The sequence below is a fragment of the Serratia sp. PL17 genome (assembly GCF_017832355.1).
Classification (GTDB): domain Bacteria; phylum Pseudomonadota; class Gammaproteobacteria; order Enterobacterales; family Enterobacteriaceae; genus Serratia.
Genome location: NZ_JAFIBY010000010.1, coordinates 142,569 through 167,900, shown reverse-complemented (window position 1 = coordinate 167,900; position 25,332 = coordinate 142,569). Strand labels below are relative to the sequence as shown.

Genomic DNA, 25,332 nt, shown 5'->3' with positions numbered 1-25,332 from the left:
TCACTGACCCCAGTCACCTGGTAAACCAGGCTTCTGGAAGTTCGCTCAGTTGCCGCCTTGCCGCACCGCGAAATCTATCGGGTATACAGTCATTAAGACTGTTTGCTCATTGCTGCAACTTCAGCAGCAAAGTCATTTGCCGCTTTTTCGATGCCTTCGCCCACTTCGAAGCGGATGAAGTTAACAACGTCAGCGTTGTGCTCTTTCAGCACCTGGCCAACGGTTTTGCTTGGTTCGATAACGAAAGGCTGACCGGTCAGAGAAACTTCGCCGGTGAATTTCTTCATGCGGCCTTCAACCATTTTCTCAGCGATTTCTTTCGGCTTGCCAGACTGCATGGCGATGTCCAGCTGAACCTGGTACTCTTTTTCTACCACTTCAGCAGACACATCTTCAGGCTTAACGAATTCTGGCTTGCTTGCCGCAACGTGCATAGCGATTTGCTTAACCAGCTCTTCATCAGCGCCTTTAGCCGCGATCAGAACGCCGATACGCGCGCCGTGCAGGTAGCTGCCCAACACGTCGCCTTCCAGGGAAGCCACGCGACGGATGTTGATGTTTTCACCGATTTTGGCAACCAGCGCTACACGCTCTTCTTCGAACTGTGCTTTCAACACTTCAACATCAGTGATTTTGCCTGCAACAGCAGCATCCAGCACTTTGTCAGCGAATGCCTGGAAACCGGCATCTTTAGCAACGAAGTCAGTCTGGCAGTTAACTTCCAGGATCACGCCGTAGTTGCCTTCGATCTTGGTTTTGATCACGCCGTCAGCAGCTACGTTGCCTGCTTTTTTCGCCGCTTTGATCGCACCAGATTTGCGCATGTTTTCGATTGCCAGCTCGATGTCGCCGTTGGACTCAACCAGCGCTTTCTTACAATCCATCATGCCAGCGCCAGTACGCTCGCGCAGTTCTTTTACCAGAGCAGCGGTAATATCAGCCATTTCTTTTTCCTCGGTTATCTCGCGTAGAGACAGTTCTCATTCAGATAAGCAAAGGGGGCCTATAAAGGCCCCCCTAACCAACATATTCAATACCTGGTTAATAAGGGCTCAGTGACGAGCTTGCCTTATTATTCAGCTTCTACGAAGCTTTCTTCCGCTTGAACGGCCAGATCTTGAGAACGACCTTCACGGACGGCGGCAGCAACGGCAGTCAGGTACAATTTGATTGCACGGATTGCATCGTCGTTACCAGGGATGATGAAGTCAACGCCGTCTGGATCGGAGTTGGTATCAACGATAGAGAATACCGGGATACCCAGGTTGTTGGCTTCTTTGATCGCGATGTGTTCGTGATCAGCATCGATTACGAACAGAGCGTCAGGCAGACCACCCATGTCCTTGATACCACCCAGGGAGTTTTCCAGCTTAGCCAGTTCGCGAGTACGCATCAGCGCCTCTTTCTTGGTCAGCTTGTCAAAGGTGCCATCTTGAGACTGGATTTCCAGATCTTTCAAACGCTTGATTGACTGACGAACGGTTTTCCAGTTAGTCAGCATGCCGCCCAACCAGCGATGGTTCACGAAGAACTGATCGCAGTTGTTAGCATATTCTTTTACCGCTTCGCTTGCTGCGCGCTTAGTACCAACGAACAGGATCTTACCTTTACGGGAAGAGATCTTGGTCAGTTCAGCCAGTGCTGCGTTGGCCATTGGTACAGTTTTTTCCAGGTTGATGATGTGAACCTTGTTACGTGCGCCGAAGATGAAAGGCTTCATTTTCGGGTTCCAGTAACGGGTCTGGTGACCAAAGTGTACACCGGCCTGGAGCATGTCGCGCATGGAAACAGTTGCCATGATTAAACCTCTATAGAGTTAGTTGGGGTTATGCCTCCACGTATCCCATAACGCCGACCCTGGCGGTGATAAATCACCTCAGGGCACCCCGGCGGATGTGCCGATACGTGTGTGTTATTTACACAAAGTGAGTGCAGTTAAAGTATTTTCGGTCTTTTCCGCCATTATCACAAGGACGAAGAGCGGATCTGCCGGCGCGCTTTATACCATAAACCCGCCCCCGACACCAACTTTTGTTACCGGCCAGAGGCTGTCAAAGAAATCAAATTTGGCAGCCTCTGGCCGGGCTGGTACCATAAGAGACTGCTTCTTATTTCTTTCTGTTGTCGTCGAGCACGACACCTGCGGACGAATTTCATGGCAATCTCAATTAAAACACCTGATGACATCCAAAAAATGCGCGTGGCTGGCCGATTGGCCGCCGAAGTGCTGGAAATCATCGAGCCGCACGTCAAACCTGGCGTGACCACCGGCGAACTGGATCGTATCTGTCACGATCACATCACCAACCAACAGCAGGCCATTTCTGCTTGTCTTGGCTACCACGGTTTTCCGAAGTCCGTCTGTATTTCGGTCAACGAAGTGGTCTGCCACGGTATCCCGAGCGATGACAAAGTCTTGAAAGATGGCGACATCGTGAATATCGACGTCACCGTGATCAAAGACGGTTTCCATGGCGATACCTCCAAGATGTTCATTGTTGGCAAGCCTACCATTCTGGGTGAGCGCCTGTGCCGCATCACGCAAGAAAGCCTGTATTTGTCACTGAAAATGGTGAAGCCGGGCATCCGCCTGCGCACGCTGGGCAAAGAGATCCAGAAGTTCGTCGAAGCCGAAAACTTTTCCGTGGTACGTGAGTACTGCGGCCACGGTATTGGCGAGGTGTTCCATGAAGAACCGCAGGTACTGCACTATGACGCCGATGACGGCGGCGTGGTGTTGCAGGCCGGTATGGCCTTCACGATCGAACCTATGGTTAACGCCGGTGATTACCGCATTCGTACCATGAAAGACGGTTGGACGGTAAAAACTAAAGATCGCAGCTTGTCGGCACAGTATGAGCATACTATTGTGGTCACAGATAACGGCTGCGAGATAATGACGTTGCGCAAGGATGACACCATCCCCAACATCATTACGCACGAAATGTAAGAGCTGCAACTGCGTCACTGCAGCTCGTTATATAGATAGGCTGGTATTAACCCGAGGGATTTCCAGTTGCGGCAAGGTAGCAACGGGAAAGATGAAGGGGATTACCGGCCTTTTTTATGGGCTGCGTACTATGTCTGAAAACTTCCGCCAACACGACACCTCGGTCATTCCACAACAGGCCATGCCAGAGCAGCCTGAATATCCCAACGCCTACGGCGATGAGGAGATTAACTGCATCGCGCTGAAACAGCGCCTTGAGCAGTTCCAACTCTGGCTCGCCGCGGCATTTAATGCCGGCTCCAGCGCGGAAAGCCTGGTCGCCGCCCGTAGCGACTTTATCGACCGTCTGCTACGCCGCCTGTGGGCCTTCTACGGCTTTAAAGATATCCCTGAAACCGCACTGGTGGCGGTTGGTGGCTATGGTCGTGGCGAATTGCACCCGCTTTCGGACATTGACGTGCTGGTGCTGAGTCAGAGCCGCCTGAATGAGCAGCAATCACAGCGTGTAGGGGAATTTATCACCCTGCTATGGGACCTGAAGCTCGAAGTGGGCCACAGCGTGCGAACGCTGGAGGAGTGCCTGTTGGAAGGGCTGGCAGACCTGACCGTTGCCACCAACCTGATTGAATCGCGAATGATCTGCGGTGATGTCGCCCTATTCTTGCAAATGCAGAAACACATCTTCAGCGATGGCTTCTGGCCATCCCCCAAATTTTTCCACGCGAAATTGGTTGAGCAACAGGAACGCCATCAGCGTTATCACGGCACAAGTTACAACCTTGAGCCAGACATCAAAAGCAGTCCCGGCGGGTTGCGCGATATTCACACGCTATTGTGGGTCGCTCGCCGTCACTTCGGGGCGACCTCACTGGACGAAATGGTCGGTTTCGGTTTCCTCACGCAGGCCGAGCGCAACGAACTCAACGAGTGCCAAAGCTTCCTGTGGCGCATCCGCTTTGCCCTGCATCTGGTGCTGCCGCGCTATGACAACCGGCTGCTGTTCGATCGCCAACTCAGTGTAGCGCAGCTGTTGCGCTACGAGGGGGAAGGCAACGAGCCCGTTGAACGCATGATGAAAGACTTTTATCGCATGACGCGCCGCGTGGGCGAATTGAATCACATGCTGCTGCAACTGTTCGACGAAGCCATCCTCGCACTGGACGCGACAGAAAAGCCGCGCCCGCTGAATGATGATTTTCAACTGCGCGGCGATCTTATCGACCTGCGTGACGAAACATTGTTTATCCGCCAACCTGAATCCATCATGCGGATGTTCTACCTGATGGTACGCAACCGCGATATCAAAGGCATTTACTCCACCACGGTGCGTCAACTCCGCCACGCGCGTCGGCACCTAAAGCAGCCACTGTGCAACATTCCAGAGGCTCGCGAACTGTTTATGGCCATTTTGCGCCACCCAGGCGCGGTATCACGGGCGCTGGTGCCGATGCATCGCCACAGCGTGCTGTGGGCCTATATGCCGCAGTGGGGCAAAATTGTCGGGCAAATGCAGTTCGATCTGTTTCATGCCTATACCGTTGATGAGCACACCATTCGCGTCCTGCAAAAGTTGGAAAGCTTTGCCGATGCGGAAACCCGGCCACGCCACCCGCTGTGTGTGGAGCTGTATCCGCGTCTGCCAAACCCAGAGTTGTTGTTGTTGGCCGCCTTGTTCCACGATATCGCTAAAGGACGTGGCGGCGACCACTCTATCCTGGGTGCACAAGACGTGTTGGAGTTCGCTGAATTGCACGGTTTGAACTCCAGAGAGACCCAATTGGTTGTCTGGCTGGTGCGTTGCCACCTGTTGATGTCGGTAACCGCACAACGCCGTGATATTCAGGATCCGATGGTTATTCAGCAGTTTAGCGCAGAAGTACAGAGCGAAACCCGTCTGCGTTACCTGGTTTGTCTGACCGTTGCGGACATCTGTGCCACCAACGAAACCCTGTGGAACAGCTGGAAACAGAGCCTGTTGCGTGAACTGTACTTTGCCACCGAGAAACAGCTGCGCCGTGGCATGCAAAACAGCCCGGATCTGCGTGAGCGCGTGCGCCATCACCGCCTGCAGGCCTTGGCCCTGTTACGTATGGATAATATCGATGAAGAAGCGCTGCACCGTATCTGGAGCCGCTGCCGTGCCGATTACTTCCTGCGCCACTCGCCTAATCAGTTGGCCTGGCACGCACGCCACTTGTTGGCCCATGACTCCACCAAACCGCTGGTATTGGTCAGCAGACAAGCGACGCGTGGGGGCACTGAAATTTTCATTTGGAGCCCTGACCGTCCGTATCTGTTTGCCGCCGTAGCCGGCGAAATGGACCGGCGTAACCTCAGTGTTCATGACGCACAAATCTTCACGAACCGCGACGGCATGGCAATGGATACCTTTATTGTGCTGGAACCCGATGGCAGTCCACTCGCCCAGGACCGTCACGCGGCGATCCGCCACGCACTGGTGCAGGCCATTACTCAACGAGAGTATCAACCGCCGCGCGTGCGCAGGCCGTCCTCCAAGCTGCGTCATTTCAGCGTGCCGACCGAGGTCAGTTTCTTGCCAACCCATACTGACCGCCGGAGCTATCTGGAACTGACCGCACTGGATCAACCCGGCCTGCTGGCCCGGGTAGGCGAAGTATTTGCCGATCTCGGTCTGTCTCTGCACGGCGCACGCATCTCCACCATTGGGGAGCGGGTGGAAGATTTATTTATTCTTGCCGACAGCGATCGACGCGCCCTTAACCCGGAAACACGCAGAAAGTTGGAACAACGGTTGACAGAGGCCCTCAATCCAAACGATAAATTGTGATACAAGTAACTTTTTCGTAGACAACATCAGGACAGAGAACAGCATGCAGCAATTACAAAACGTTATTGAAAGCGCCTTCGAACGCCGTGCAGAAATCACTCCGGCGAACGCAGACACCGTAACGCGCGAAGCGGTAAACCAGGTGATCGGCCTGCTGGACAGCGGCGCCCTGCGCGTTGCCGAGAAGATTGACGGTCAGTGGGTAACGCATCAGTGGCTAAAAAAGGCCGTGCTGCTTTCTTTCCGCATTAATGACAACAAAGTGATGGACGGTGCAGAAACCCGTTATTACGACAAGGTGCCAATGAAGTTCGCTGATTACGATGAAGCGCGCTTCCAGAAAGAAGGCTTCCGCGTCGTACCACCAGCCACGGTTCGCCAAGGTGCATTTATTGCACGCAACACGGTTCTGATGCCTTCCTACGTGAATATCGGTGCTTACGTTGACGAAGGCAGCATGGTGGATACCTGGGCCACCGTCGGTTCTTGCGCGCAGATCGGTAAAAACGTACACCTGTCAGGCGGCGTGGGCATCGGTGGCGTTCTGGAGCCCCTGCAAGCTAACCCAACCATCATCGAAGACAACTGTTTCATCGGCGCACGCTCAGAAGTGGTTGAGGGCGTGATCGTGGAAGAGGGCTCGGTGATCTCCATGGGCGTATATCTGGGCCAAAGCACCCGCATTTACGACCGTGAAACCGGTGAGGTGCATTACGGTCGTGTCCCAGCAGGTTCCGTGGTGGTTTCCGGTAACCTGCCGTCCAAAGATGGCTCTTACAGCCTGTATTGCGCGGTGATCGTCAAGAAAGTCGATGCCAAGACGCGCGGTAAAGTCGGTATTAATGAGTTATTACGCACCATCGACTAAAATAGATATGGCGGGTGATTAACCCGCCATTTTTTTGTCTTCATTATGTGAGCAGTCACAGTCTCTGGCGTGGTTATTCGCCATAATCCCAGACCGTGGAATAAAGTCTATTTATAAGGTGGCGCTATTATGTATGACAACCTGAAAAGCTTAGGAATCAATCAACCGGAAGATGTCGATCGCTATAGCCTGCGTCAGGAGGCCAATAACGACATTCTTAAGATTTATTTCCGCAAGGACAAAGGCGAGTTCTTTGCCAAGAGCGTGAAATTCAAATATCCGCGCCAACGTAAAACTGTGGTAGCAGACAACGCCGGTCAGGGTTACAAAGAAATCCATGAAATAAACCCGAACCTGCGCTACGTCATTGATGAGCTAGATCAGCTATGCCAACGCGATCAGGTGGAAGTGGATCTGAAACGCAAAATTCTTGATGACCTGCGTCATCTGGAAGGTGTGGTCTCACACAAAATTGCCGAGATCGAATCCGATCTGGAAAAACTGACCCGCGGTAAATAAGCTGTAACTGTAGGGGCGCAGCATGCTGCGCCCGCATCAATCGGTGCGAATGTATTCGCACCCTACAGGCGACGGGTAATGCTATTTCAGCAATGTTCCCCACTGCTCGACCCACGGGCAAGAAACCACTTCCGGCTCAGGCTGTTCCATCGCATCAATTTCCAGCACTTCTCCTACACGGGTTGCCCCCTGTTCCTGAAGCAGTGCATCAAATGCCCGCCCAGCGCCGCAGAAATTGTCATAGCTGCTGTCACCCAGCGCGATCAGCCCATAACGCAGTTCCGGTTGGTAACCGACCTGGTCACGGATCGCATGGAACAAGGGTGCAATACTGTCCGGCAAATCGCCTTGACCCGTCGTGGAGGTAATCACCAATGCGTAGTGTTGACGGTAAAACTGCCAAGCCTCAAGCGTACCCTCTTCAAACAGTTTGACCTCATGGCCCTGTTCGCTGAGGATATTTTCCGCTTCTTCTGCCACTAACAGCGAATTACCGTAGACCGTTCCCACGAAGATTCCAACCTGAGCCATTGCCCCTACTCCCTTACATACCTTTGAAAATGATCAACTATCCTGACCGCTCGTCAGGGGAAACTCAACCCTGGCAAGCTCAGGGATACTCTCTGCCCAGCCAAATTGTGACATGACACCCTGCCAGGGCTCATCCCAACGCGCAGAAAGAAGCAACGGCTCACCGGTCACCGGGTGATTCAGTTGTAAATGGCTGGCGTGGAGCATCAGGCGTGAACAACCGAAATGCTGAGCCATACCCCGGTTCTGACGCAGGTCGCCGTGTTTACTGTCACCGATGATCGGATGACGGATATGCACCATATGGCGGCGCAGCTGGTGTTTGCGGCCATTTTCCGGCTTCAGTTCGACCAGGCTATAGCGCGCACTGTCGTAACGCCCAATGGCCACCGGCATCTCTACCTGCGCCAGTGATCGATAATGCGTCACTGCTGGTTGTGGCCCTTTATCCTTCGAGGCAAATTTGTCCGCAATTTTATCCAGCTCTTCCGTCAGCGGATAATCGATAGTATCGCCTTCTGGCACAAAACCACGCACTACCGCGTGGTAGGTTTTTTGCATCTGATGTTGTTCAAACTGCTGCGATAGCAGCCGCGCGACGTCGCTGGAGAGTGCCATCAGCAGCACACCGGAGGTAGGGCGATCGAGCCGATGTACGGTAAACACATGCTGGCCGATCTGATCGCGCACGGTCTGCATGACAAATTGGGTTTCATGGCGATCCAACCAACTGCGGTGCACCAACCACCCGGAGGGCTTGTTCACCGCCACCAAGTACTCATCCTGATAAAGGATCTCAAGCATTATTGAGGCTCTTTATTCAGCATGAGATCCAGACGCTGCAACTGTACCAGCAGCGGCATGCAGTTAGGTTCGCTATCTTTCAGTGCCTCTTCAAAGTAAGGCGCAATAGCGAAACGCGTCGGGAGAGGCGAACCGGCGTCCAACAACGCGTACATACGTGGTAGAAAGACCCATTGCAACCACGCTTCTGCCGACATGCTGCCTATGCAAAACGGCTCGGGGCTGGCGAAGGCTTCAGGCTCTGGCGGCGTGGCCTGCCACAGCGCCAACTCTCGCATTGACTGTTCAATCGCCTGCAAACTAAGGCGAACCTGATTTTGTATACTCATCTGCATTCTCGATCCGTTTAAACCATGATATTCAGCGGCGCGGCTGAAAGGCGGCAAAGCATAGCATTTTACTTTTTATAGCCCAAATCCAGCTGAGTGGATAACCTTCGAGCATTTGAACTGGTAGCCTACAGCACCGCACGGCACAATATACTCACCAAATAAACCACGCAGATTAGACAGATGCCCGCAACTACACCGATAAAAAATCACGCCACACCCGGCAAAGCCATGCTTGCCTCAGTCACCGGCTACGCGATGGACGGCTTCGACTTGCTGATCCTCGGCTTTATGCTGCCCGCTATCAGTATCGAAATGGGGCTGAGTTCTTCCGCCGCCGGTTCACTAGTCACCTGGACGCTGATCGGCGCCGTACTGGGAGGCGTGATTTTCGGCCACCTCAGCGATCGCTTTGGACGCATTCGGATATTGACCCTCACTATCCTGATGTTTTCGTTATTTACGGGTCTGTGCGCCCTGGCGCAGGGATACTGGGATTTACTCGCCTACCGCACACTGGCGGGGATCGGACTAGGCGGTGAGTTTGGTATCGGCATGGCGCTGATCGCCGAAGCCTGGCCAGCGGAAAAACGTAATCGCGCCTCCGCTTATGTGGGCATGGGATGGCAACTTGGGGTGCTGGCAGCCGCGTTTCTCACGCCGTTACTGCTGACCCATATTGGCTGGCGCGGTATGTTCCTGGTTGGGTTGCTCCCGGCGTTGGTTTCATTCCTGATCCGCCGCACCTTGGGTGAGCCGGAGGAATTCGTCCACCAGCAACGTACCGGTGAGACATTGTCCTTCACTCAACGTATTAGGCTGCTGTTCAAGGACCGAGCCACCAGCAAAGCCAGCATCGGTATTTTTATTCTGTGCTCGGTGCAGAATTTCGGTTATTACGGACTGATGATTTGGATGCCAACATATCTGGCAAAAAACTTCGGTTTTTCGCTGACCAAGTCTGGTTTGTGGACCGCGGTCACGGTGATTGGCATGACATTCGGCATTTGGCTATTTGGCGTCTTGGCCGATCGCTTCACCCGCTGGAAGATTTTCGTCAGCTATCAGATTGGTGCCGTAGTGATGGTGATTGTCTACGCGCAGCTTAGCGACCCAACGCTAATGTTGTTTGCCGGGGCGCTGATGGGATTGTTCGTTAATGGCATGATTGGTGGCTACGGCGCGTTGATCTCGGATACCTACCCCGTTCAGGCGCGCGCTACCGCGCAGAACATCCTGTTTAATCTGGGGCGCGGCATTGGCGGTTTGGGGCCATTGGTCATCGGCGTCTTGGTGACCCAGGTATCCTTCACTGCGGCAATCAGCCTGCTGGCAGCGATTTACCTGCTGGATATTTACGCCACATTATTCCTGCTACCGAAAAAACAGGGTCATGGCGATACGCTGGGGGCAATTGGTTAATAGCTGAGATGAATGTGAACAGGGACAAGCATCTTTGATGCTCAAAGCATAACCAATATAAAAGTTGAGGGCACTGCGCTAACAGTGCCCTCGGTTCGTTTTATAGCAGTCCTGCTACACAGTGTGCTCCCTGCTCAATCCTTGAAAACTTTTCCTGCGGCCATCCTGACCAAACCGTCCTGGCGCTATCCTCTAACATCGTCCTGATGCGGTTCCTCAGCCTTCATGGCCCGCCAACCATCCTGTGCCGGCTCTCAATCTCCGTCCTGGAGGTGTCCCTGGTTTCAATCCTGAAACATCCTGGGCATCTCCTGACGCCATCCTTCGCTCTTCACTGAGCGCATCCCTTTCTTCGTCCTGAAGCTGCATCATCCTGATGCTTTCCAGCTCCACAGCGTCCCTTCCGGTAAACATAAGATCGCTTAATTATCTCTGGTTCACAAGGGCTTACTGGTTGGTTGACAGGAAATTAATACTAAGAGTTATCCTAAAGAAATTCTAACCAATTGATCTGGATAACAATAAAATCTGTCTAAGCCAGTGGCAGGGAAAAATTAAAAGCGATCTCTCACAGCCCGTGTGAGAGATCTCTCACACGGATTACGGTGAAATTAGCGTCAAACGCCCAGTCGAGGGCGCAATGCGTCGAGGAAATTCCCCAACGAAGCCGCCAACAACGTACGTTTATCACTCCCAAACTGTTCCAGCACCACGTTACCACTCACGTTGCACAACGAGACCATGGTCATTTCTGATTCTGTGGTGGCCAGGAATAACGTTGGCGACAGTTTTAGGCGTTTTTGCGTCACCAGATGGCCGATCAGGTTTTCTTGCAGGCGAATAAAATCATCCTCGCTCCACACCTGCAGCAGTGTCACATCATGCTCACCGAACTGCGCGGTCATATCCCCCGCATACTGTTGGGTATAAAACAGGTTGATGTCGGGTTGCAGACTCAGATCAAGCGCAGTCGCTACCTTTTCCAGCGTCGCTGCTGGGGTAAACGGCTGCGGCAACCATAGCGCCTCGTTATCCCGATTTTCTACGAGGCAAGGCGACGGCACGCCGTATAGATCTTGACTTGCTGGCGCATGACCGCGTTCTTGCTGCCAAAGATCAACATAGCGCTGGGTGAATTCACGCAGGGCGTGCGGTACATCATGGTCCATATTTTTTCTCGCATACGGTAAACTGGCATCCATTGTACCTATCTATGACCAAGGTGACAGCAGATGTCCTCATATCAAGATCATCATGCCCTTTCGGCATTGACGCTAGGCAAAGCTACCGCGTATTGCGATCGCTACGACGCCACGCTGCTGCAGGCGGTGCCACGCAGCATGAACCGCGAGCCGCTGGGTTTGTATCCCGACAACCTGCCGTTTCACGGTGCCGATATTTGGACGCTGTACGAACTCTCTTGGCTGAACGACAACGGCCTGCCGCAGGTCGCAGTCGGTGAGATTAGCCTCAACGCCGACAGTACCAACCTGATTGAATCCAAAAGCTTCAAACTGTATCTCAACAGTTTTAACCAGACGCCGTTTAGCGACTGGGAGACCGTACGCACTACCTTACAACGCGATCTTTCTCTTTGCGCGCAAGGTGAAGTCAGCGTCTCATTGTTCCGCGTCGATCAATTGGAAGGGAGCCAGATCGCCCGGCTAGACGGCGAATGTATCGATCACCAGGACATTCGCATCGATGATTACGCGTTCAACGCGGATTACCTGAAAAATGCCGCCGGCACGCAACAGGTCGAAGAGCAACTTGTCAGCCACCTGCTGAAATCCAATTGCCTGATCACCAACCAACCCGATTGGGGTTCAGTACAAATTCATTATCGAGGGGCACAAATCGACCGTGAGGCGCTACTACGTTATCTGGTGTCTTTCCGTCACCACAATGAATTCCACGAACAGTGTGTAGAGCGTATTTTTAACGATTTGATGCGCTACTGCCAACCGCAGAGCCTGACCGTTTACGCACGCTATACCCGTCGTGGCGGGTTGGACATCAATCCATGGCGCAGTAACACTGACTTTGTCCCTTCACATGGCCGCCTGGCACGCCAATAGTGCGGAACATTGCTCAACAACTGAGCTAACGAGCGGTTTGTATTGGTAAAAAATAAGGGACGGCGGTAAGGTTAAATCAGGAGCACCGGGCATTCCGGTCGGGTCTTGCCGCAGTGCGCTAACAATAACGAAATGCTGTTCTGCTGCGTATGGATTACTACTGCCCCATTCCGGGAGCAAAGGAGTTACCTTGATTACACACATCAGCCCACTTGGCTCTATGGATTTGCTGTCGCAGCTGGAAGTGGACATGCTAAAGCGCACCGCCAGCAGCGATCTTTACCGTCTATTCCGCAACTGTTCGCTGGCCGTCTTGAATTCCGGCAGCCAGACCGACAACAGCAAACAGCTGCTGTCGCGTTACGAAAGCTTTGATATTAACGTGCTGCGCCGTGAGCGCGGCGTCAAACTTGAGCTGGTGAATCCACCGGAAGAAGCCTTTGTTGATGGCAGAATTATCCGGTCACTGCAAGCCAACCTGTTTGCGGTACTGCGTGACATCTTGTTCGTTCACGGACAAATAGATAGCGCTGGCCGTTTCCAACATCTGAACCTGGAAAACTCGGCCCACATTACCAACCTGGTGTTCTCTATCTTGCGCAACGCCCGTGCGCTGCATCTCGATGAAGATCCTAATATGGTGGTGTGCTGGGGCGGCCATTCGATCAACGAAAACGAATACCTGTACGCACGTAAAGTGGGTAGCCAACTCGGCCTTCGCGAGCTGAACATCTGCACGGGTTGCGGACCGGGTGCCATGGAAGCACCGATGAAAGGCGCCGCGGTAGGCCATGCGCAACAACGCTACTATAACAGCCGCTTTATCGGCATGACCGAACCCTCAATCATCGCCGCCGAACCGCCTAATCCGCTGGTTAATGAACTGGTGATCATGCCAGACATTGAAAAACGTCTGGAAGCCTTTGTGCGTATCGCTCACGGTATTATCATCTTCCCGGGCGGCGTCGGCACGGCGGAAGAACTGCTGTATCTTCTGGGGATCTTGATGAACCCAGAGAACAGCGAGCAGGTATTGCCACTGATCCTCACGGGGCCGAAAGAAAGCGCCGACTATTTCCGTGTGCTGGACGAGTTCATCAAGAACACGTTAGGCGAAGAAGCTCGCCGCCATTACACCATCATCATCGACGATCCGGCCGAGGTCGCACGTCAGATGAAGAAAGCCATGCCATTGGTGAAAGAGAACCGCCGTAATACCGGCGATGCCTACAGCTTTAACTGGTCAATCCGTATCGCACCCGATCTGCAATTGCCGTTTGAGCCGAGCCACGAAAATATGGCCAATCTCAACCTGTACCCGGATCAGCCTGCCGAACAATTGGCAGCTGCGCTACGTCGCGCATTTTCCGGTATTGTAGCCGGTAACGTGAAGGAAAATGGCATTCATGCTATTGAGCAGTTTGGCCCGTACAAGCTACACGGCGAACCGCAGATGATGAAGCAAATGGACAGCCTGCTGCAGGGCTTTGTCGCCCAACATCGCATGAAGCTTCCCGGCACCGCTTATGTTCCCTGCTACGAAATCGTCGCCTAGTTCAACCAGGCCTCATTTTTAACCGCGAACGCTGCCGATACACGAAATCATTTAAGCTGCATCGAGGCGGCAACAGAGTGAATCCCCGGGAGCATAGATAACTGTGTGACCGGGGTGAGTGAAGGCAGCCAACAAAGAACCAGCGTGAAGGATAACGTGTATATACACCTACTGATTGTCGACGCCCTAAACCTCATCCGCCGCATTCACGCCGTGCAGGGTTCCCCCTGCGTGACTGCCTGCCAACATGCGTTGCAACAGTTGATCCAGCACAGCCGCCCAACCCACGCGGTCGCGGTGTTCGACGAAGACGATCGTAGTGAAAGCTGGCGTCACCAAATCCTGCCCGACTATAAGGCAGGCCGTTCGCCGATGCCGGCGGATTTACAGCAGGAAATGCCGCAGCTTCGTCAGGCGTTCGCCGCCCTTGGCGTCGCCTGTTGGCACTCGCCCGGCAATGAAGCCGACGACCTGGCGGCAACCCTGACGGCCAAGATCGCTGGCGGCGGTCATCAGGTAACTATTGTGTCCACCGACAAAGGTTATTGCCAACTGTTGGCACCAAGTGTGCAAATCCGTGACTACTTCCAAAAACGCTGGTTGGATATGCCATTTGTGCAACAGGAGTTTGGGGTATCGCCACAGCAGCTGTCAGATTACTGGGGATTGGCGGGGATCAGCAGCAGCAAGATCCCTGGCGTAGCCGGCATCGGACCGAAAACGGCGGTATTGCTGTTACAGCAGGCAGGTTCGCTTGATGGGTTATATCAGAGTCTGGAACAGGTGCCGGAGAAATGGCGCGGTAAACTGCAGCAGCACCGCGAAATGGCTTATATCAGTAAAAAGGTGGCGACGCTACGAACCGATCTGGTGTTAACCGGCAACCTGCAGCAACTGCGGTTACCGGTTTAACGATACCCGTCATACTTCAAACTGCAGGGGTATTAGATCCTGCAACTCGAATGATTTAGGGTATAAGATTAGTGCCGGCAGCGTTCTTATTCACGCTCGTCGCGACGGCCAGCCACGGCTGACCACATGCGGCGAACGTGCACCGTAACCTCTTCACGATCGTGGTACAGCTGCTTGGCATGGATTTCTGAGCTGATACCCGCCGAGTCCAAGGCTTCTTTGATGGACAACAGGTTCTGCGACACCTCTTCGTAGCGTTTTTTCATCGGCAGTTTAAGGTTGAAGATTGCCTCACGGCACCACCCTTTCACCAGCCACTGAATCATCAAGCTCGTCACTTTCGCCGGCTTCTCCACCATGTCGCACACCAGCCAGTAAATCTTGCTGCTGGAAGGCTCATACCGGAAGCCATCGGCGCGGTGGTGCGTTACCTGACCGGTATCCATCAGGCTCGGCGCCATTGGGCCATTATCTACCGCATGTACCATCATGCTACGCTGCACCAATTGATAGGTCCAACCGCCCGGACAGGCGCCCAGATCGACCGCATGCATGCCACTGGCCAAACGTTCATCCCACTCATCGGCAGGGATAAATACGTGGAATGCCTCTTCCAGCTTCAGCGTAGAACGGCTTGGCGCATCGGATGGGAACTTAAGACGTGGGATCCCCATGTAGAACGGTGAATTATTATTGCTGAAGGAATAGCCGACATAGCAGCAACCCGGCGCAATAAAGAACACGTGGACCACGGGGCGGGTTGCGTTTTCACGCGCCATCAACACCTTCTGTTCACGCATTGCAGAACGCAACGGTACCGTCAACTTGCGGCAAAACTTCAACAGTTCTTTGCTTTCGTTGGTGTCAGGGACTTCAACACGTAGCTCACCACCACGGTCAACCACACCGATCAGCATGCCAACAATCGGTGATACGCGATCTTCCGGCGGCAAATCACGCAGCAACTCGCCAACCACCAGCATCTGGCGGGCAAAGATCAGTTCGCGGAACGGAATTTCCCGTGCCAGGCGATCGGCGTCATCCGGTTGATAACATTCAAACAGCACGTAGCCGCTATTATCTTTTACTCTGGCAAAGCCAAACACTTCCAGTTCAGCTGCCTTGGCGGTAATTTCCGCCGCGCACTCTTTTTCAAAGCCTTGACGGCAATACAACGCAAGTCTATTCATGGCGCTCGGCCTTTTTCCTCAGACGCAAAGCGCCAATCAACATCAATGCCCAGCCGATCAGGAAACACATGCCGCCAACCGGCGTGATATAAACCCAGACCTTCAGGTGTGACAGCGCCAGACAGTACAGGCTGCCGCTGAACAGTACAGTGCCGAGCGCCAAGAGCGCCCCGCTCCAATAAAACCACAGGCTAACGCGGCGTTGCATCGCCACGGCCAACGCCAGGATCGCCAGAGTGTGGAACCCTTGGTAGTCCAGACCGGTACGGATCCAAACCATCTCGTTAGCGCCTAACGTGCCACTTAATACGTGTGCGCCAAACGCGCCCAGAGCAACAAATACAAAGCCACTGATAGCGGCAAAAATCAGCATTGAACGACTGCTCATCGTTATTTACCTTTATTTAAAGAAAGCGGGCAGCAATAAAATGGCGGCCTGCCTTATTGTTCGTAGCGAAAGCGGAACTTTTCTTGTTCGCTGGCTGCGCGTGCCAGGATCCACTGACGAAAGGCGGCTATTTTACCCAGTTCTGCCTGGCTGTCATGACATACCAGATAAAAAGCATTTTTACTGACTAAAACATCGTTAAACGGGCAAACCAACCTTCCGGCTTCAATCTCGGTCTGCGCCATCACGTTATTTACCAGCGCAATCCCCTGCCCATGTACTGCCGCCTGAACCACCATGGCGCTGTGGCTGAAAATCGGGCCTTGTTGCACATTAATGTGTTGTAACCCCAGTTGGCGCGTATATGCCAACCAATCGCGGCGGGAAGTATCATGCAGTAGCGTGTGATAAGCCAGATCGCTCGTCACTTTTAATGCATGTTCCCCAGTCAGTAAGCTCGGTGAACATACCGGCAGCAGGTATTCCGCGTATAAACGTTCGGCACGTAACCCCGTCCAGTTACCACGACCATAGAAAATCGCTACGTCGACATCATCCGCCAACTTGTCTTCTTCGCGGTCCACCGCCTGGATTCGCACATCGATTCCCGGATAAGCTGAGTTAAAGCCAGACAGTCGTGGCACCAACCACTGAATAGCAAAACTCGGGGGCAAACTGACGGTTAATGCGCCCTTGGCGCTACGCGCCTGCAACTTACGCGTCGCCTCATTGATTGAGGAGAAGATTTCCTTGATATCCAGGTAATAACTTTGCCCTTCTTCCGTCAGCAATAGAGAGCGATTTCGACGCCGAAACAGCTTCAGGCCAAGGAAGTCCTCCAGCGACTTGATCTGGTGGCTCACCGCAGCCTGGGTGACAAACAACTCTTCAGCCGCTTTGGTAAAACTCAGGTGACGGGCAGCCGCGTCAAAGACCCGCAGCGCATTAAGAGGTGGTAAGCGTTTAGACATTTATTAGCTACTTTTGTGTAACAATATTCCGAATGATTCGGCATAAAAAATCAAGCGGCGTTGTCTGCCGTGCAATAGGCACAGGACAGCAAAGCGCTACCATTAGTTTTTTTAATCCGAGCCATTATAAATTGTCCGTTGAGCATGCGCCAGCAAATACCTATAGTGGCGGCACTTCCCGGGCCGGAACGAAAAGGAATTGGGTGTCGAGGACATCGATGAACTTTTGGCTTGTGGTTGTGATGTTGTGTTTGCAAATTGTCTGGCAATCCAGACGTGGTAGCTAAGCTACTGTTTTTTCACTTCCTGTACATTTACCCTGTCTGTCCATAGTGATTTTATGCAGCACCGCAATCTTTGCGGTGCTTTTTTTTACCCGCTTTTGACCGACGTTACTGGTCGCTTTCAACCATTTCCTTCACGTCTGAACGGTTGATCTGCTGCTCAACGCCATTGGCGTCTTTATAGCGGATCATGCCTGTATCATTATCCAACGCGGGCTTTCCTTTAGCGACAATGGTACGTCCATCATTGGTCTGCATCACGTAGTTGCTGGAACAGGCTGCCAGGGTAAACGTTAGCATCAGGGCAGAGATAACTGCGGCTGTTTTCTTCATTGTGGACTCCTTTGTAGTTTTAAATGCTGTAAAAAACCTTTTATATTATTTAACGTCATGACTTAGTGCGCACCTAACAGCATAACAAACTTACCCATAATTTCCAGCCGATGAATCCTAATATGCGGGATAGCTTGTCTCTGGCGATAAAATAAGACAGGATCAACCATTGACTCAAGCCAGTGACAATCAGGGTATGACACCTTTTAACCCCATCGCTTTTCGTAATCAGTTTCCTGCTTTGCAACAAGCGGGTATTTATCTTGATAGCGCCGCCACCGCGTTGAAACCCTTGGCGGTCATCAACGCTACGCAGCAGTTTTACCGTGACGACGCTGCCACCGTGCACCGCAGCCAACATCGCGCGGCGCAAGATCTGACCCTGCGTTTCGAACAGGCTCGTCAGCAAGTCGCTAAGCTTGTGAATGCTCCGTCAGCCGATGACATTATTTGGACCCGGGGTACGACTGAAGCCATCAATTTGGTGGCGCAAAGTTATGCGCGCCCGCGCTTGCAGCCGGGTGACGAAATCCTGGTGAGTGAGGCCGAACACCACGCCAACCTGATTCCCTGGCTCATGGTGGCTGAACAAACCGGCGCACGCGTGGTGAAATTGCCGCTTGGCGCAGACTCGTTACCCGATCTTGCACAATTACCGAGCCTGCTCAGCGATAAAACCCGCCTGCTGGCTCTGGGACAGATGTCCAACGTCACTGGCGGTTGCCCGGATCTGGCACACGCCATAGATTTGGCCCACAGCGTCGGCGCACGCGTGATGATCGACGGCGCACAAGGTATCGTGCACTGCCCGGCCGACGTTCAGCAACTTAACATAGATTTTTACGCCTTCTCTGGGCATAAGCTCTATGGCCCGACCGGCATTGGCGCACTGTACGGTAAAAGTGAATTATTGGCGCAGATGGCCCCCTGGCAAGGGGGCGGCAAGATGTTAACGCTGGCGTCATTCGACGGTTTCACGCCGCAAAACCCCCCACACTGTTTTGAAGCCGGTACGCCAAATATCGCGGGTGTGTTAGGGCTGGCCGCAGCGCTGGAATGGCTGGGCAATCAGGATATGGCGGCAGCTGAGCACTACAGCCGCGAACTGGCCGATCTGGCAGAGAAACAGTTGGCGCAACTGCCGGGGTTCCGCAGCTTCCGTTGTTCTGGCTCCAGCCTGTTGGCGTTTGATATTGCCGGTATCCACCACAGTGATATCGTCACCTTGCTGGCAGAACAAGGCATCGCGGTGCGTGCAGGTCAGCACTGCGCTCAGCCGCTCATGGCAGCATTGGGGGTCAGCGGGACGTTACGTGCCTCTTTTGCGCCTTACAACACCCAGGAAGACGTCGATGCCCTGGTGGCCGCACTGCAGAGCGCCATCGACCTGCTGGCCGACTAAATGACTCCCGGAGAGACTATGCTTGCCCCCCATCCCTTTGGCCATGAAATAACCGCCGAGGCATTAACCGAGAAGTTTACCGCGCTGAAACAGTGGGAAGATCGCTATCGCCAACTGATCATGCTGGCGAAGCAATTACCGCCGCTGCCAGAAGCATTACGTGCAGCGGAAATGGAATTGAGTGGCTGTGAGAACCGGGTCTGGCTGGGGCATCAGCTATTGGCGGACGGCACCATGCACTTTTATGGTGACAGCGAAGGCCGCATCGTACGCGGCCTGCTGGCGGTGCTGTTGACGGCGGTCGAAGGAAAAACGCCACAGCAAATCGTGGCAATGGATCCCTTGGCACTGTTTGAGCAGCTTGCACTGCGTGCCCAGCTCAGCGCCACCCGCGCCAGCGGGTTGGGGGCTCTGGCTGGCGCCGTGAAAACGATGGCCGCTCGCTACGCCTGACGCGCGGCTTTTGCTACCATCTTCTTCAGGGCATGGGAAACAGCGACAAAGCCAAAGGTGGCGGTCACCATCGTTGCCGCACCAAACCCTGCACTGCAATCCATTCTTTTTGGCCCTTCCGCGGTACTCCGCGACGCACAAACGCTGCCATCCGGCTGCGGGTAAACCAGGGGTTCACTCGAAAACACGCAGTCAATACCCAGCTTACCCTTGCTGTTCTTCACCACGTTGAAGTCATTTTTCAGCCGTTCACGCAATTTGGCGGCTAACGGATCCTGAATGGTTTTCGCCAAGTCGACTACCGCAATCTGGGTAGGATCTATCTGGCCACCGGCACCACCGGTAGTAACCACGGGGATCTTGTAACGGCGACAATAGGCCAGCAGTGCCGCCTTCGGCCGCACGCTGTCAATCGCATCAATGACATAGCTAAAATTGTTATTCAGCAACTCTGCGACATTGTCGGCAGTAATAAAGTCGTCAATGCACGTCACCCGACACTCTGGGTTGATCGCCAAAATACGTTCCGCCATCACTTCCGTTTTTGACTGACCAACATGCTGGCGTAGCGCATGAATCTGGCGGTTAGTGTTGGTGACGCAGACATCATCCATATCAATCAGTGTGATGGCACCGATTCCGGTGCGCGCCAGTGCCTCTGCCGCCCAAGAGCCCACGCCGCCGATGCCAATCACGCAAATGTGCGCCTGGGCAAACAGTGCCAATGCCTGCTGACCGTACAAACGTGCCGTGCCGCCAAAACGCTGCAGGTAGGCTTCAGAATAGGCTGTGCTCATAACGCTTCAATACCTTAACATTGCAAATGATAAGGGCCGGAATGTCCGGCCCTTGCGGGTCAATCTATTTCTGTATCACCCAGAGCCGTTAGCGGGTGACTAACAGCGAGCCACCGGACGTGGAACCGCTCTGGCTGGTAAACAACGGCGCGTTAACATTGGCGCCTTTCAACACCCAAACGCGGCCATAGTGGTTGTAAAAACCTGCCGAGTGACCGGCATCTGGCCCGATGCCCTGGTACATGTCAAAGTGCTGGCCTTTAATCGCCCCACCCACATCCAGAGCCACCATCAGGCGCATCTCATATTTTCCCGTGAATTTACCCTTGTTGTCCAGCAGCGGCACTTCTGCCAGCAGCGTGGTGCCCGCAGGGATCAACGAACGGTCGGACGCCACCGAGGCTTTGGCAATCAGTGGCACAGCACTGGCGCCCCTAACCGGCGCAAAGGCCTCCGGACGGAAGAAGACAAAGGAAGGGTTTTGCTCCAGCAACTCACGCACTTCTGCTGCGCTGTGGGTATCCGCCCACTGACGAATCGCCTGCATCGACATATCCGCCTTCGCCACTTCGCCGCGGTCAATCAGCACTTTACCAATGCTGCGGTAAGCATGGCCGTTCTTGCCACCATAGCCGAAGAACACCAACGGCTGACCATTGCCGTAATCCACATAGCCACTGCCCTGGACTTCCATCATAAAGTTGTCCATCAGTGAGTTGGTGTACGCCACAATATAGCGGTCATCCAGCGCACCTGAATAAATGCCTGCGCGATCGGGCAAGCGGCCTTTTCCTTTTGGCGGCATGCGGTACAGCGGGTAGCGGAACTCGCCCTGTTGGGTATAGCGCGCCTGCAATACCGGGGTGTAGTAACCGGTAAACTGCACATTACCGTAGTTGTCCACGCCCTCCATTTGGTAGGCGCTGAGGCCGTATTGGTTCAGGCTGCGCGTGTCAGCGCCAGAGGACATCCAACGTTGTACGGCCTGAAACGTCGTGTTGTTACGATTGAAAAGTGAAGGAGAGGCGTTTTTAATCTCCATCAGTTGATCTGCGTAATCCCTGGCATTCACCGGTACGCCCTTGGCGTTAGGTTGGTTCACCAGCTCCAGAGACTGATCCAGACGGCCATCTTTATATTGCTGTCCCCGGTCAGTCGGCTTAGACGAACAACCTGCCAGTACCGCTACCACTAACCCGCCCAGCAGGTATTTGCCCCAACGTCCTTTCATCACGCACACTCTCAACTGATATGATCTACCGGCGAACGATAACAAACGCCCATAGATAAAGGAATCGCTGCAAATAAAAAAAGCCCCACGGCGGATAACGATGAAAAAGACCGCAAATTGCGGACTAATCCACCAGAAAGGCCGTTTTAGTTCAATTAAATGCAAAAAGGGTTGCAACAAAATGCACGGAGAGTATAGTGCGCTTCCATCGGACGCGGGGTGGAGCAGCCTGGTAGCTCGTCGGGCTCATAACCCGAAGGTCGTCGGTTCAAATCCGGCCTCCGCAACCAACCGATACTGCAAGAGCAGTATCAATTAAGCGTTGGATTCGATGAAAAAGTATTATACGGACGCGGGGTGGAGCAGCCTGGTAGCTCGTCGGGCTCATAACCCGAAGGTCGTCGGTTCAAATCCGGCCCCCGCAACCAACAGATACTGTACCAGCGGTATCTTATGAAATGTTGGTTTCGATAATACAAGCATTAAGACGGACGCGGGGTGGAGCAGCCTGGTAGCTCGTCGGGCTCATAACCCGAAGGTCGTCGGTTCAAATCCGGCCTCCGCAACCAATCTTAATGACTACAGATAAGCACCTTAACGGGTGTTTTTTTGTATCTAAAATCCGCTAAAAACTGACCGGGCATCAGCCCAGCCGTTTCTGCTTTTAGGTTATCCTCTGCGCGCTACCGCCCCACCGTTGGCAAAATAGGCCTTGATGCCCGCAAGAATAGATTCCGCCACCTGCTGCTGGAAATGGGTGGTACGCAGCTTACGCTCTTCTTCTATGTTGCTGATAAACGCGGTCTCAACCAGGATCGATGGGATATCCGGTGCCTTTAATACGGCAAAACCGGCCTGATCGACACGATTCTTATGCAAACGGTTAATTTTCCCCATCCGGTTCAGCACTTCCTTGCCGAATTTCAAACTGTCATTGATGGTCGCGGTTTGGATTAGATCAAACATGGTGTGATCCAGGTAGCGGTCACCACTTTTACTTACCCCACCGATTTGGTCCGATTCATTCTGGGTTTGTGCCAGGAACTTCGCCGCCGAGCTGGTTGCCCCCTTGGTCGACAGTGCAAAGACCGACGAGCCGCGTGCAGCGCGGCTGGTAAAAGCATCTGCGTGGATTGACACAAACAGGTCAGCACGCTGCTTGCGCGCCTTAGCCACCCTCACCTTCAGCGGAATAAAGACATCTTCATTGCGCGTCATAAAGACTTTCATATTCGGCTCGCGTTTGATTAACGTGCTCAGTCGCCGCGCAATCTGCAACACGATGTCTTTTTCACGCGTCTTGAATTTGCCAATGGCACCGGGATCCTCCCCCCCATGCCCAGGATCCAGCATGATGACAATAGGCCGGTCACGCCCTGCCTTACCGGCCTGTGGTGCCTCCGCCGGCAAAGTACGCTCAAGATCGCCCTTGTTGTAATCTTCCAGTAACGCCAGCAGTGGATCATAGTCTTCACCGCTACCGCCCTTACTCGGATACAAATCCATTACCAGACGATTGCGATATTCCGGTACCGGTGCCAGCGTAAACATATGAGGGCTAACGCTCTGTTTTAGCTCCAGCACCAAGCGGACGGTATTTTGATCGAACTGCCCAACACGCGCCTGCTTCAGGTAGGGATCGTCGTCACGCACTTGACCGACAATACCCTTCAACACGCTGTTGAGTTGCACGCCTTCAATATCCACCACTACGCGATCGGGATTGGTCAGCGCAAACTGTTTGTATTTCAATTCAACGTTAGATTCGAGCGTCACCCGGGTATAGGTGGAGGAAGGCCAGACGCGTACGGCAATGACGTGCGATGAAGCAGCGATACCTACGCGACTCACACTCAGCAACCAGCTTGCGGCAACCCCCTGTAATAAACGACGGCGGCCCAGATTGTGATTTGAGTTTGGCATGCGACTCCAGCAGTGATAACAGATTAAAACAGATGAAAAAAACACCAGTAAAACGGGAATGCCGAAAACTTTAACCAATCATTCCGGCGCTGTCATCAGAAAATCTTTTTATGGTTTTTCAATTTATTAACGATTCAGCGCCCTTAGCAAAGAAAGAGAGACAATTTCGTACTTGCCATCAGGGCCAGAAAAGAATAAAAATACAAAAATATCGTATAAATATGCAAATGAGGTTTGGCCGTGAAGGAACGTAGTACAGAGCTGGTCCAAGGATTCCGTCACTCAGTTCCCTATATCAACGCCCACCGCGGCAAGACGTTTGTCGTCATGCTTGGCGGGGAAGCCATAGAACATGAGAACTTTTCCAACATCGTCAACGATATCGGGCTGCTGCATAGCCTTGGTATTCGTTTGGTGGTGGTTTATGGTGCACGACCGCAGATCGATGCCAACCTCGCGCAGCATAATCTAGAACCGATTTATCACAAGCATACCCGCGTCACCGACGCTCACACGCTTGAATTGGTGAAACAGGCTGCAGGCCTGTTGCAGTTGGACATCACCGCCCGGTTGTCGATGAGCCTTAACAACACGCCGCTCCAGGGTGCGCATATTAACGTGGTTAGCGGTAATTTTATCATTGCCCAACCACTGGGGATTGATGACGGCGTAGACTACTGCCACAGCGGTCGTATCCGCCGTATTGATGAAGAGGCCATTCACCGTCAGCTCGACAGCAACGCTATCGTGCTGATTGGCCCGGTCGCCGTTTCCGTCACCGGCGAAAGCTTTAATCTGACGTCAGAAGAAGTGGCAACCCAGTTAGCCATCAAACTGAAGGCCGAGAAAATGATCGGCTTCTGCTCTTCTCAAGGGGTCACCGATCAACAAGGCAATATCCTGTCCGAACTGTTCCCCAATGATGCGCAGAAACGCATCGAAGAACTTGAAGAGACGGGTGACTACCATTCCGGCACCGTGCGCTTCCTGCGTGGCGCAGTAAAAGCCTGCCGCAGCGGCGTGCGTCGCAGCCACCTGATCAGTTATCAGGAAGACGGTGCACTGGTGCAAGAGCTGTTCTCGCGCGACGGTATCGGTACCCAGATCGTCATGGAGAGTGCTGAACAAGTACGCCGGGCGACAATTAACGATATCGGCGGCATCCTCGAGCTCATCCGCCCGCTTGAACAGCAAGGCATTTTGGTTCGTCGCTCACGTGAGCAATTAGAGATGGAGATCGACAAGTTCACCATTATCGAACGCGATAACCTGACCATCGCCTGCGCTGCGCTATACCCATTCCCAGAAGAGAAGATTGGTGAAATGGCCTGCGTTGCGGTTCACCCCGATTATCGCAGCTCATCGCGCGGTGAAATGTTACTACAGCGAGTGGAAAGCCAGGCACGGCAGATGGGCTTACATAAACTGTTTGTGCTAACCACGCGCAGCATTCACTGGTTCCAGGAGAGGGGCTTCACGCCGGCAGACGTCGACGTGCTACCCGTCGAGAAACAGGCGCTATACAACTACCAGCGCCGCTCCAAGATCCTACTGGCGGATCTGTAATCCTTTGTGGGCGCAGC

At 53.4% G+C, this 25,332-nt stretch carries 24 protein-coding genes and 3 tRNA genes; 14 read left to right on the top strand and 13 right to left on the bottom strand.

Annotated elements, in window-relative coordinates; translation table 11 throughout:
* Window positions 1–92 precede the first annotated feature (92 nt).
* Both tsf and rpsB read right to left on the bottom strand, forming a co-directional pair.
* The gene (gene tsf, locus JOE25_RS24185) at window positions 93–944 is read right to left on the bottom strand and encodes a translation elongation factor Ts (RefSeq protein ID WP_209639862.1); all 852 of its coding nucleotides are present in this window, start codon (window positions 942–944) and stop codon (window positions 93–95) included.
* A gap of 128 nt (window positions 945–1,072) precedes the next feature.
* Window positions 1,073–1,798: a 30S ribosomal protein S2 gene (rpsB, locus tag JOE25_RS24180; protein WP_004952226.1), complete on the bottom strand. Its 726-nt coding sequence runs from the start codon at window positions 1,796–1,798 to the stop codon at window positions 1,073–1,075.
* 357 nt (window positions 1,799–2,155) lie between these two features.
* Between rpsB and map the strand changes: the two genes are divergently transcribed.
* From map to JOE25_RS24160, 4 genes are all read left to right on the top strand, one after another.
* Window positions 2,156–2,950, top strand: a complete 795-nt coding sequence (gene map / locus JOE25_RS24175) for a type I methionyl aminopeptidase (protein ID WP_209639859.1) — start codon at window positions 2,156–2,158, stop codon at window positions 2,948–2,950.
* 130 nt (window positions 2,951–3,080) lie between these two features.
* Window positions 3,081–5,759, top strand: coding sequence for a bifunctional uridylyltransferase/uridylyl-removing protein GlnD (gene glnD, locus JOE25_RS24170; RefSeq protein ID WP_209639856.1), 2,679 nt, complete (start codon window positions 3,081–3,083; stop codon window positions 5,757–5,759).
* Window positions 5,760–5,802: 43 nt separating this feature from the next.
* On the top strand, window positions 5,803–6,627 hold the full coding sequence (gene dapD, locus JOE25_RS24165; RefSeq protein ID WP_037418465.1) for a 2,3,4,5-tetrahydropyridine-2,6-dicarboxylate N-succinyltransferase: 825 nt from the start codon (window positions 5,803–5,805) through the stop codon (window positions 6,625–6,627).
* Between the two features lie 129 nt (window positions 6,628–6,756).
* Entirely contained in the window at window positions 6,757–7,146 is a 390-nt protein-coding gene (locus tag JOE25_RS24160) for a DUF3461 family protein (RefSeq protein WP_006318690.1), read from the top strand.
* A gap of 81 nt (window positions 7,147–7,227) precedes the next feature.
* Here the strand turns inward: JOE25_RS24160 and JOE25_RS24155 are convergent, their stop codons facing one another.
* The 3 genes from JOE25_RS24155 to JOE25_RS24145 are packed head-to-tail and all read right to left on the bottom strand — an operon-like array spanning window position 7,228 to window position 8,810.
* Window positions 7,228–7,677 carry a flavodoxin gene (locus JOE25_RS24155; RefSeq protein ID WP_209639853.1) on the bottom strand — a complete coding sequence of 150 codons (450 nt, stop codon included), beginning with the start codon at window positions 7,675–7,677 and terminating at the stop codon, window positions 7,228–7,230.
* Between the two features lie 33 nt (window positions 7,678–7,710).
* Complete coding sequence (truC, locus tag JOE25_RS24150) at window positions 7,711–8,481, bottom strand: tRNA pseudouridine(65) synthase TruC (RefSeq protein ID WP_209639851.1); 771 nt, start codon at window positions 8,479–8,481, stop codon at window positions 7,711–7,713.
* Window positions 8,481–8,810 carry a YqcC family protein gene (locus JOE25_RS24145; protein ID WP_209639848.1) on the bottom strand — a complete coding sequence of 110 codons (330 nt, stop codon included), beginning with the start codon at window positions 8,808–8,810 and terminating at the stop codon, window positions 8,481–8,483. Before JOE25_RS24145 ends, truC begins: the two co-directional genes overlap by 1 nt.
* A 183-nt stretch (window positions 8,811–8,993) precedes the next feature.
* On the opposite strand from JOE25_RS24145, the gene JOE25_RS24140 reads away from it, so the two are divergent.
* Window positions 8,994–10,232 carry an MFS transporter gene (locus tag JOE25_RS24140; protein WP_209639846.1) on the top strand — a complete coding sequence of 413 codons (1,239 nt, stop codon included), beginning with the start codon at window positions 8,994–8,996 and terminating at the stop codon, window positions 10,230–10,232.
* Window positions 10,233–10,849: 617 nt separating this feature from the next.
* On the opposite strand, the gene syd is transcribed toward JOE25_RS24140, so the two are convergent.
* Window positions 10,850–11,401: a SecY-interacting protein gene (gene syd / locus JOE25_RS24135; RefSeq protein WP_209639842.1), complete on the bottom strand. Its 552-nt coding sequence runs from the start codon at window positions 11,399–11,401 to the stop codon at window positions 10,850–10,852.
* 63 nt (window positions 11,402–11,464) lie between these two features.
* Between syd and queF the strand changes: the two genes are divergently transcribed.
* The 3 genes from queF to xni all read left to right on the top strand — a co-directional run bounded on the left by queF (window position 11,465) and on the right by xni (window position 14,777).
* A complete protein-coding gene (gene queF, locus JOE25_RS24130; protein WP_209639840.1) occupies window positions 11,465–12,310 on the top strand; it encodes an NADPH-dependent 7-cyano-7-deazaguanine reductase QueF in 846 nt (281 codons plus the stop codon).
* A gap of 190 nt (window positions 12,311–12,500) precedes the next feature.
* Window positions 12,501–13,865 (top strand): nucleotide 5'-monophosphate nucleosidase PpnN, encoded by a 1,365-nt coding sequence (ppnN, locus tag JOE25_RS24125; protein WP_209639837.1) that lies wholly within the window; start codon window positions 12,501–12,503, stop codon window positions 13,863–13,865.
* 156 nt (window positions 13,866–14,021) lie between these two features.
* Window positions 14,022–14,777 (top strand): flap endonuclease Xni, encoded by a 756-nt coding sequence (gene xni / locus JOE25_RS24120; protein WP_209639956.1) that lies wholly within the window; start codon window positions 14,022–14,024, stop codon window positions 14,775–14,777.
* Between the two features lie 86 nt (window positions 14,778–14,863).
* Here the strand turns inward: xni and rlmM are convergent, their stop codons facing one another.
* The 4 genes from rlmM to JOE25_RS24100 all read right to left on the bottom strand — a co-directional run bounded on the left by rlmM (window position 14,864) and on the right by JOE25_RS24100 (window position 17,943).
* A complete protein-coding gene (gene rlmM / locus JOE25_RS24115) occupies window positions 14,864–15,967 on the bottom strand; it encodes a 23S rRNA (cytidine(2498)-2'-O)-methyltransferase RlmM (protein ID WP_037418444.1) in 1,104 nt (367 codons plus the stop codon).
* Window positions 15,960–16,355, bottom strand: a complete 396-nt coding sequence (locus tag JOE25_RS24110) for a DUF423 domain-containing protein (RefSeq protein WP_209639834.1) — start codon at window positions 16,353–16,355, stop codon at window positions 15,960–15,962. Before JOE25_RS24110 ends, rlmM begins: the two co-directional genes overlap by 8 nt.
* A gap of 53 nt (window positions 16,356–16,408) precedes the next feature.
* A complete protein-coding gene (locus JOE25_RS24105; protein ID WP_020828381.1) occupies window positions 16,409–17,326 on the bottom strand; it encodes a transcriptional regulator GcvA in 918 nt (305 codons plus the stop codon).
* 392 nt (window positions 17,327–17,718) lie between these two features.
* On the bottom strand, window positions 17,719–17,943 hold the full coding sequence (locus JOE25_RS24100) for a YgdI/YgdR family lipoprotein (RefSeq protein WP_209639831.1): 225 nt from the start codon (window positions 17,941–17,943) through the stop codon (window positions 17,719–17,721).
* 196 nt (window positions 17,944–18,139) lie between these two features.
* Between JOE25_RS24100 and csdA the strand changes: the two genes are divergently transcribed.
* Together csdA and csdE are read left to right on the top strand one after the other, a co-directional pair.
* On the top strand, window positions 18,140–19,345 hold the full coding sequence (gene csdA / locus JOE25_RS24095) for a cysteine desulfurase CsdA (RefSeq protein ID WP_209639953.1): 1,206 nt from the start codon (window positions 18,140–18,142) through the stop codon (window positions 19,343–19,345).
* A gap of 18 nt (window positions 19,346–19,363) precedes the next feature.
* Window positions 19,364–19,798, top strand: a complete 435-nt coding sequence (gene csdE / locus JOE25_RS24090) for a cysteine desulfurase sulfur acceptor subunit CsdE (RefSeq protein ID WP_209639828.1) — start codon at window positions 19,364–19,366, stop codon at window positions 19,796–19,798.
* On the opposite strand, the gene tcdA is transcribed toward csdE, so the two are convergent.
* Both tcdA and mltA read right to left on the bottom strand, forming a co-directional pair.
* Window positions 19,789–20,595, bottom strand: a complete 807-nt coding sequence (gene tcdA, locus JOE25_RS24085; RefSeq protein ID WP_012146512.1) for a tRNA cyclic N6-threonylcarbamoyladenosine(37) synthase TcdA — start codon at window positions 20,593–20,595, stop codon at window positions 19,789–19,791. The two genes, csdE and tcdA, sit on opposite strands and share 10 nt — an antisense overlap.
* An 88-nt stretch (window positions 20,596–20,683) precedes the next feature.
* Complete coding sequence (mltA, locus tag JOE25_RS24080; RefSeq protein ID WP_209639825.1) at window positions 20,684–21,826, bottom strand: murein transglycosylase A; 1,143 nt, start codon at window positions 21,824–21,826, stop codon at window positions 20,684–20,686.
* Between the two features lie 213 nt (window positions 21,827–22,039).
* On the opposite strand from mltA, the gene JOE25_RS24075 reads away from it, so the two are divergent.
* The 3 genes from JOE25_RS24075 to JOE25_RS24065 all read left to right on the top strand — a co-directional run bounded on the left by JOE25_RS24075 (window position 22,040) and on the right by JOE25_RS24065 (window position 22,395).
* A tRNA-Met gene (locus JOE25_RS24075) sits at window positions 22,040–22,116 on the top strand.
* Between the two features lie 61 nt (window positions 22,117–22,177).
* Window positions 22,178–22,254: transfer RNA gene (locus JOE25_RS24070), tRNA-Met, on the top strand.
* A 64-nt stretch (window positions 22,255–22,318) separates the two neighbouring features.
* Window positions 22,319–22,395: transfer RNA gene (locus tag JOE25_RS24065), tRNA-Met, on the top strand.
* Between the two features lie 100 nt (window positions 22,396–22,495).
* Here JOE25_RS24065 and amiC read toward each other — a convergent pair.
* A complete protein-coding gene (amiC, locus tag JOE25_RS24060; RefSeq protein WP_209639822.1) occupies window positions 22,496–23,749 on the bottom strand; it encodes an N-acetylmuramoyl-L-alanine amidase AmiC in 1,254 nt (417 codons plus the stop codon).
* 240 nt (window positions 23,750–23,989) lie between these two features.
* Between amiC and argA the strand changes: the two genes are divergently transcribed.
* Entirely contained in the window at window positions 23,990–25,315 is a 1,326-nt protein-coding gene (gene argA, locus JOE25_RS24055) for an amino-acid N-acetyltransferase (RefSeq protein WP_209639819.1), read from the top strand.
* The last annotated feature ends 17 nt before the right edge of the window (window positions 25,316–25,332 follow it).

Bases quoted from the DNA above. Each gene is read 5' to 3' on its own strand.
- map (WP_209639859.1), top strand. From the start codon at position 2,156: ATGGCAATCTCAATTAAAACACCTGATGACATCCAAAAAATGCGCGTG.
- dapD (WP_037418465.1), top strand. From the start codon at position 5,803: ATGCAGCAATTACAAAACGTTATTGAAAGCGCCTTCGAACGCCGTGCA.
- csdA (WP_209639953.1), top strand. From the start codon at position 18,140: ATGACACCTTTTAACCCCATCGCTTTTCGTAATCAGTTTCCTGCTTTG.
- truC (WP_209639851.1), bottom strand. From the start codon at position 8,481: ATGCTTGAGATCCTTTATCAGGATGAGTACTTGGTGGCGGTGAACAAG.
- JOE25_RS24155 (WP_209639853.1), bottom strand. From the start codon at position 7,677: ATGGCTCAGGTTGGAATCTTCGTGGGAACGGTCTACGGTAATTCGCTG.
- syd (WP_209639842.1), bottom strand. From the start codon at position 11,401: ATGGACCATGATGTACCGCACGCCCTGCGTGAATTCACCCAGCGCTAT.
- amiC (WP_209639822.1), bottom strand. From the start codon at position 23,749: ATGCCAAACTCAAATCACAATCTGGGCCGCCGTCGTTTATTACAGGGG.
- JOE25_RS24105 (WP_020828381.1), bottom strand. From the start codon at position 17,326: ATGTCTAAACGCTTACCACCTCTTAATGCGCTGCGGGTCTTTGACGCG.
- csdE (WP_209639828.1), top strand. From the start codon at position 19,364: ATGCTTGCCCCCCATCCCTTTGGCCATGAAATAACCGCCGAGGCATTA.
- JOE25_RS24100 (WP_209639831.1), bottom strand. From the start codon at position 17,943: ATGAAGAAAACAGCCGCAGTTATCTCTGCCCTGATGCTAACGTTTACC.
- rlmM (WP_037418444.1), bottom strand. From the start codon at position 15,967: ATGAATAGACTTGCGTTGTATTGCCGTCAAGGCTTTGAAAAAGAGTGC.
- tcdA (WP_012146512.1), bottom strand. From the start codon at position 20,595: ATGAGCACAGCCTATTCTGAAGCCTACCTGCAGCGTTTTGGCGGCACG.
- rpsB (WP_004952226.1), bottom strand. From the start codon at position 1,798: ATGGCAACTGTTTCCATGCGCGACATGCTCCAGGCCGGTGTACACTTT.
- tsf (WP_209639862.1), bottom strand. From the start codon at position 944: ATGGCTGATATTACCGCTGCTCTGGTAAAAGAACTGCGCGAGCGTACT.
- JOE25_RS24110 (WP_209639834.1), bottom strand. From the start codon at position 16,355: ATGAGCAGTCGTTCAATGCTGATTTTTGCCGCTATCAGTGGCTTTGTA.
- mltA (WP_209639825.1), bottom strand. From the start codon at position 21,826: ATGAAAGGACGTTGGGGCAAATACCTGCTGGGCGGGTTAGTGGTAGCG.
- JOE25_RS24145 (WP_209639848.1), bottom strand. From the start codon at position 8,810: ATGAGTATACAAAATCAGGTTCGCCTTAGTTTGCAGGCGATTGAACAG.
- JOE25_RS24140 (WP_209639846.1), top strand. From the start codon at position 8,994: ATGCCCGCAACTACACCGATAAAAAATCACGCCACACCCGGCAAAGCC.
- glnD (WP_209639856.1), top strand. From the start codon at position 3,081: ATGTCTGAAAACTTCCGCCAACACGACACCTCGGTCATTCCACAACAG.
- JOE25_RS24160 (WP_006318690.1), top strand. From the start codon at position 6,757: ATGTATGACAACCTGAAAAGCTTAGGAATCAATCAACCGGAAGATGTC.
- queF (WP_209639840.1), top strand. From the start codon at position 11,465: ATGTCCTCATATCAAGATCATCATGCCCTTTCGGCATTGACGCTAGGC.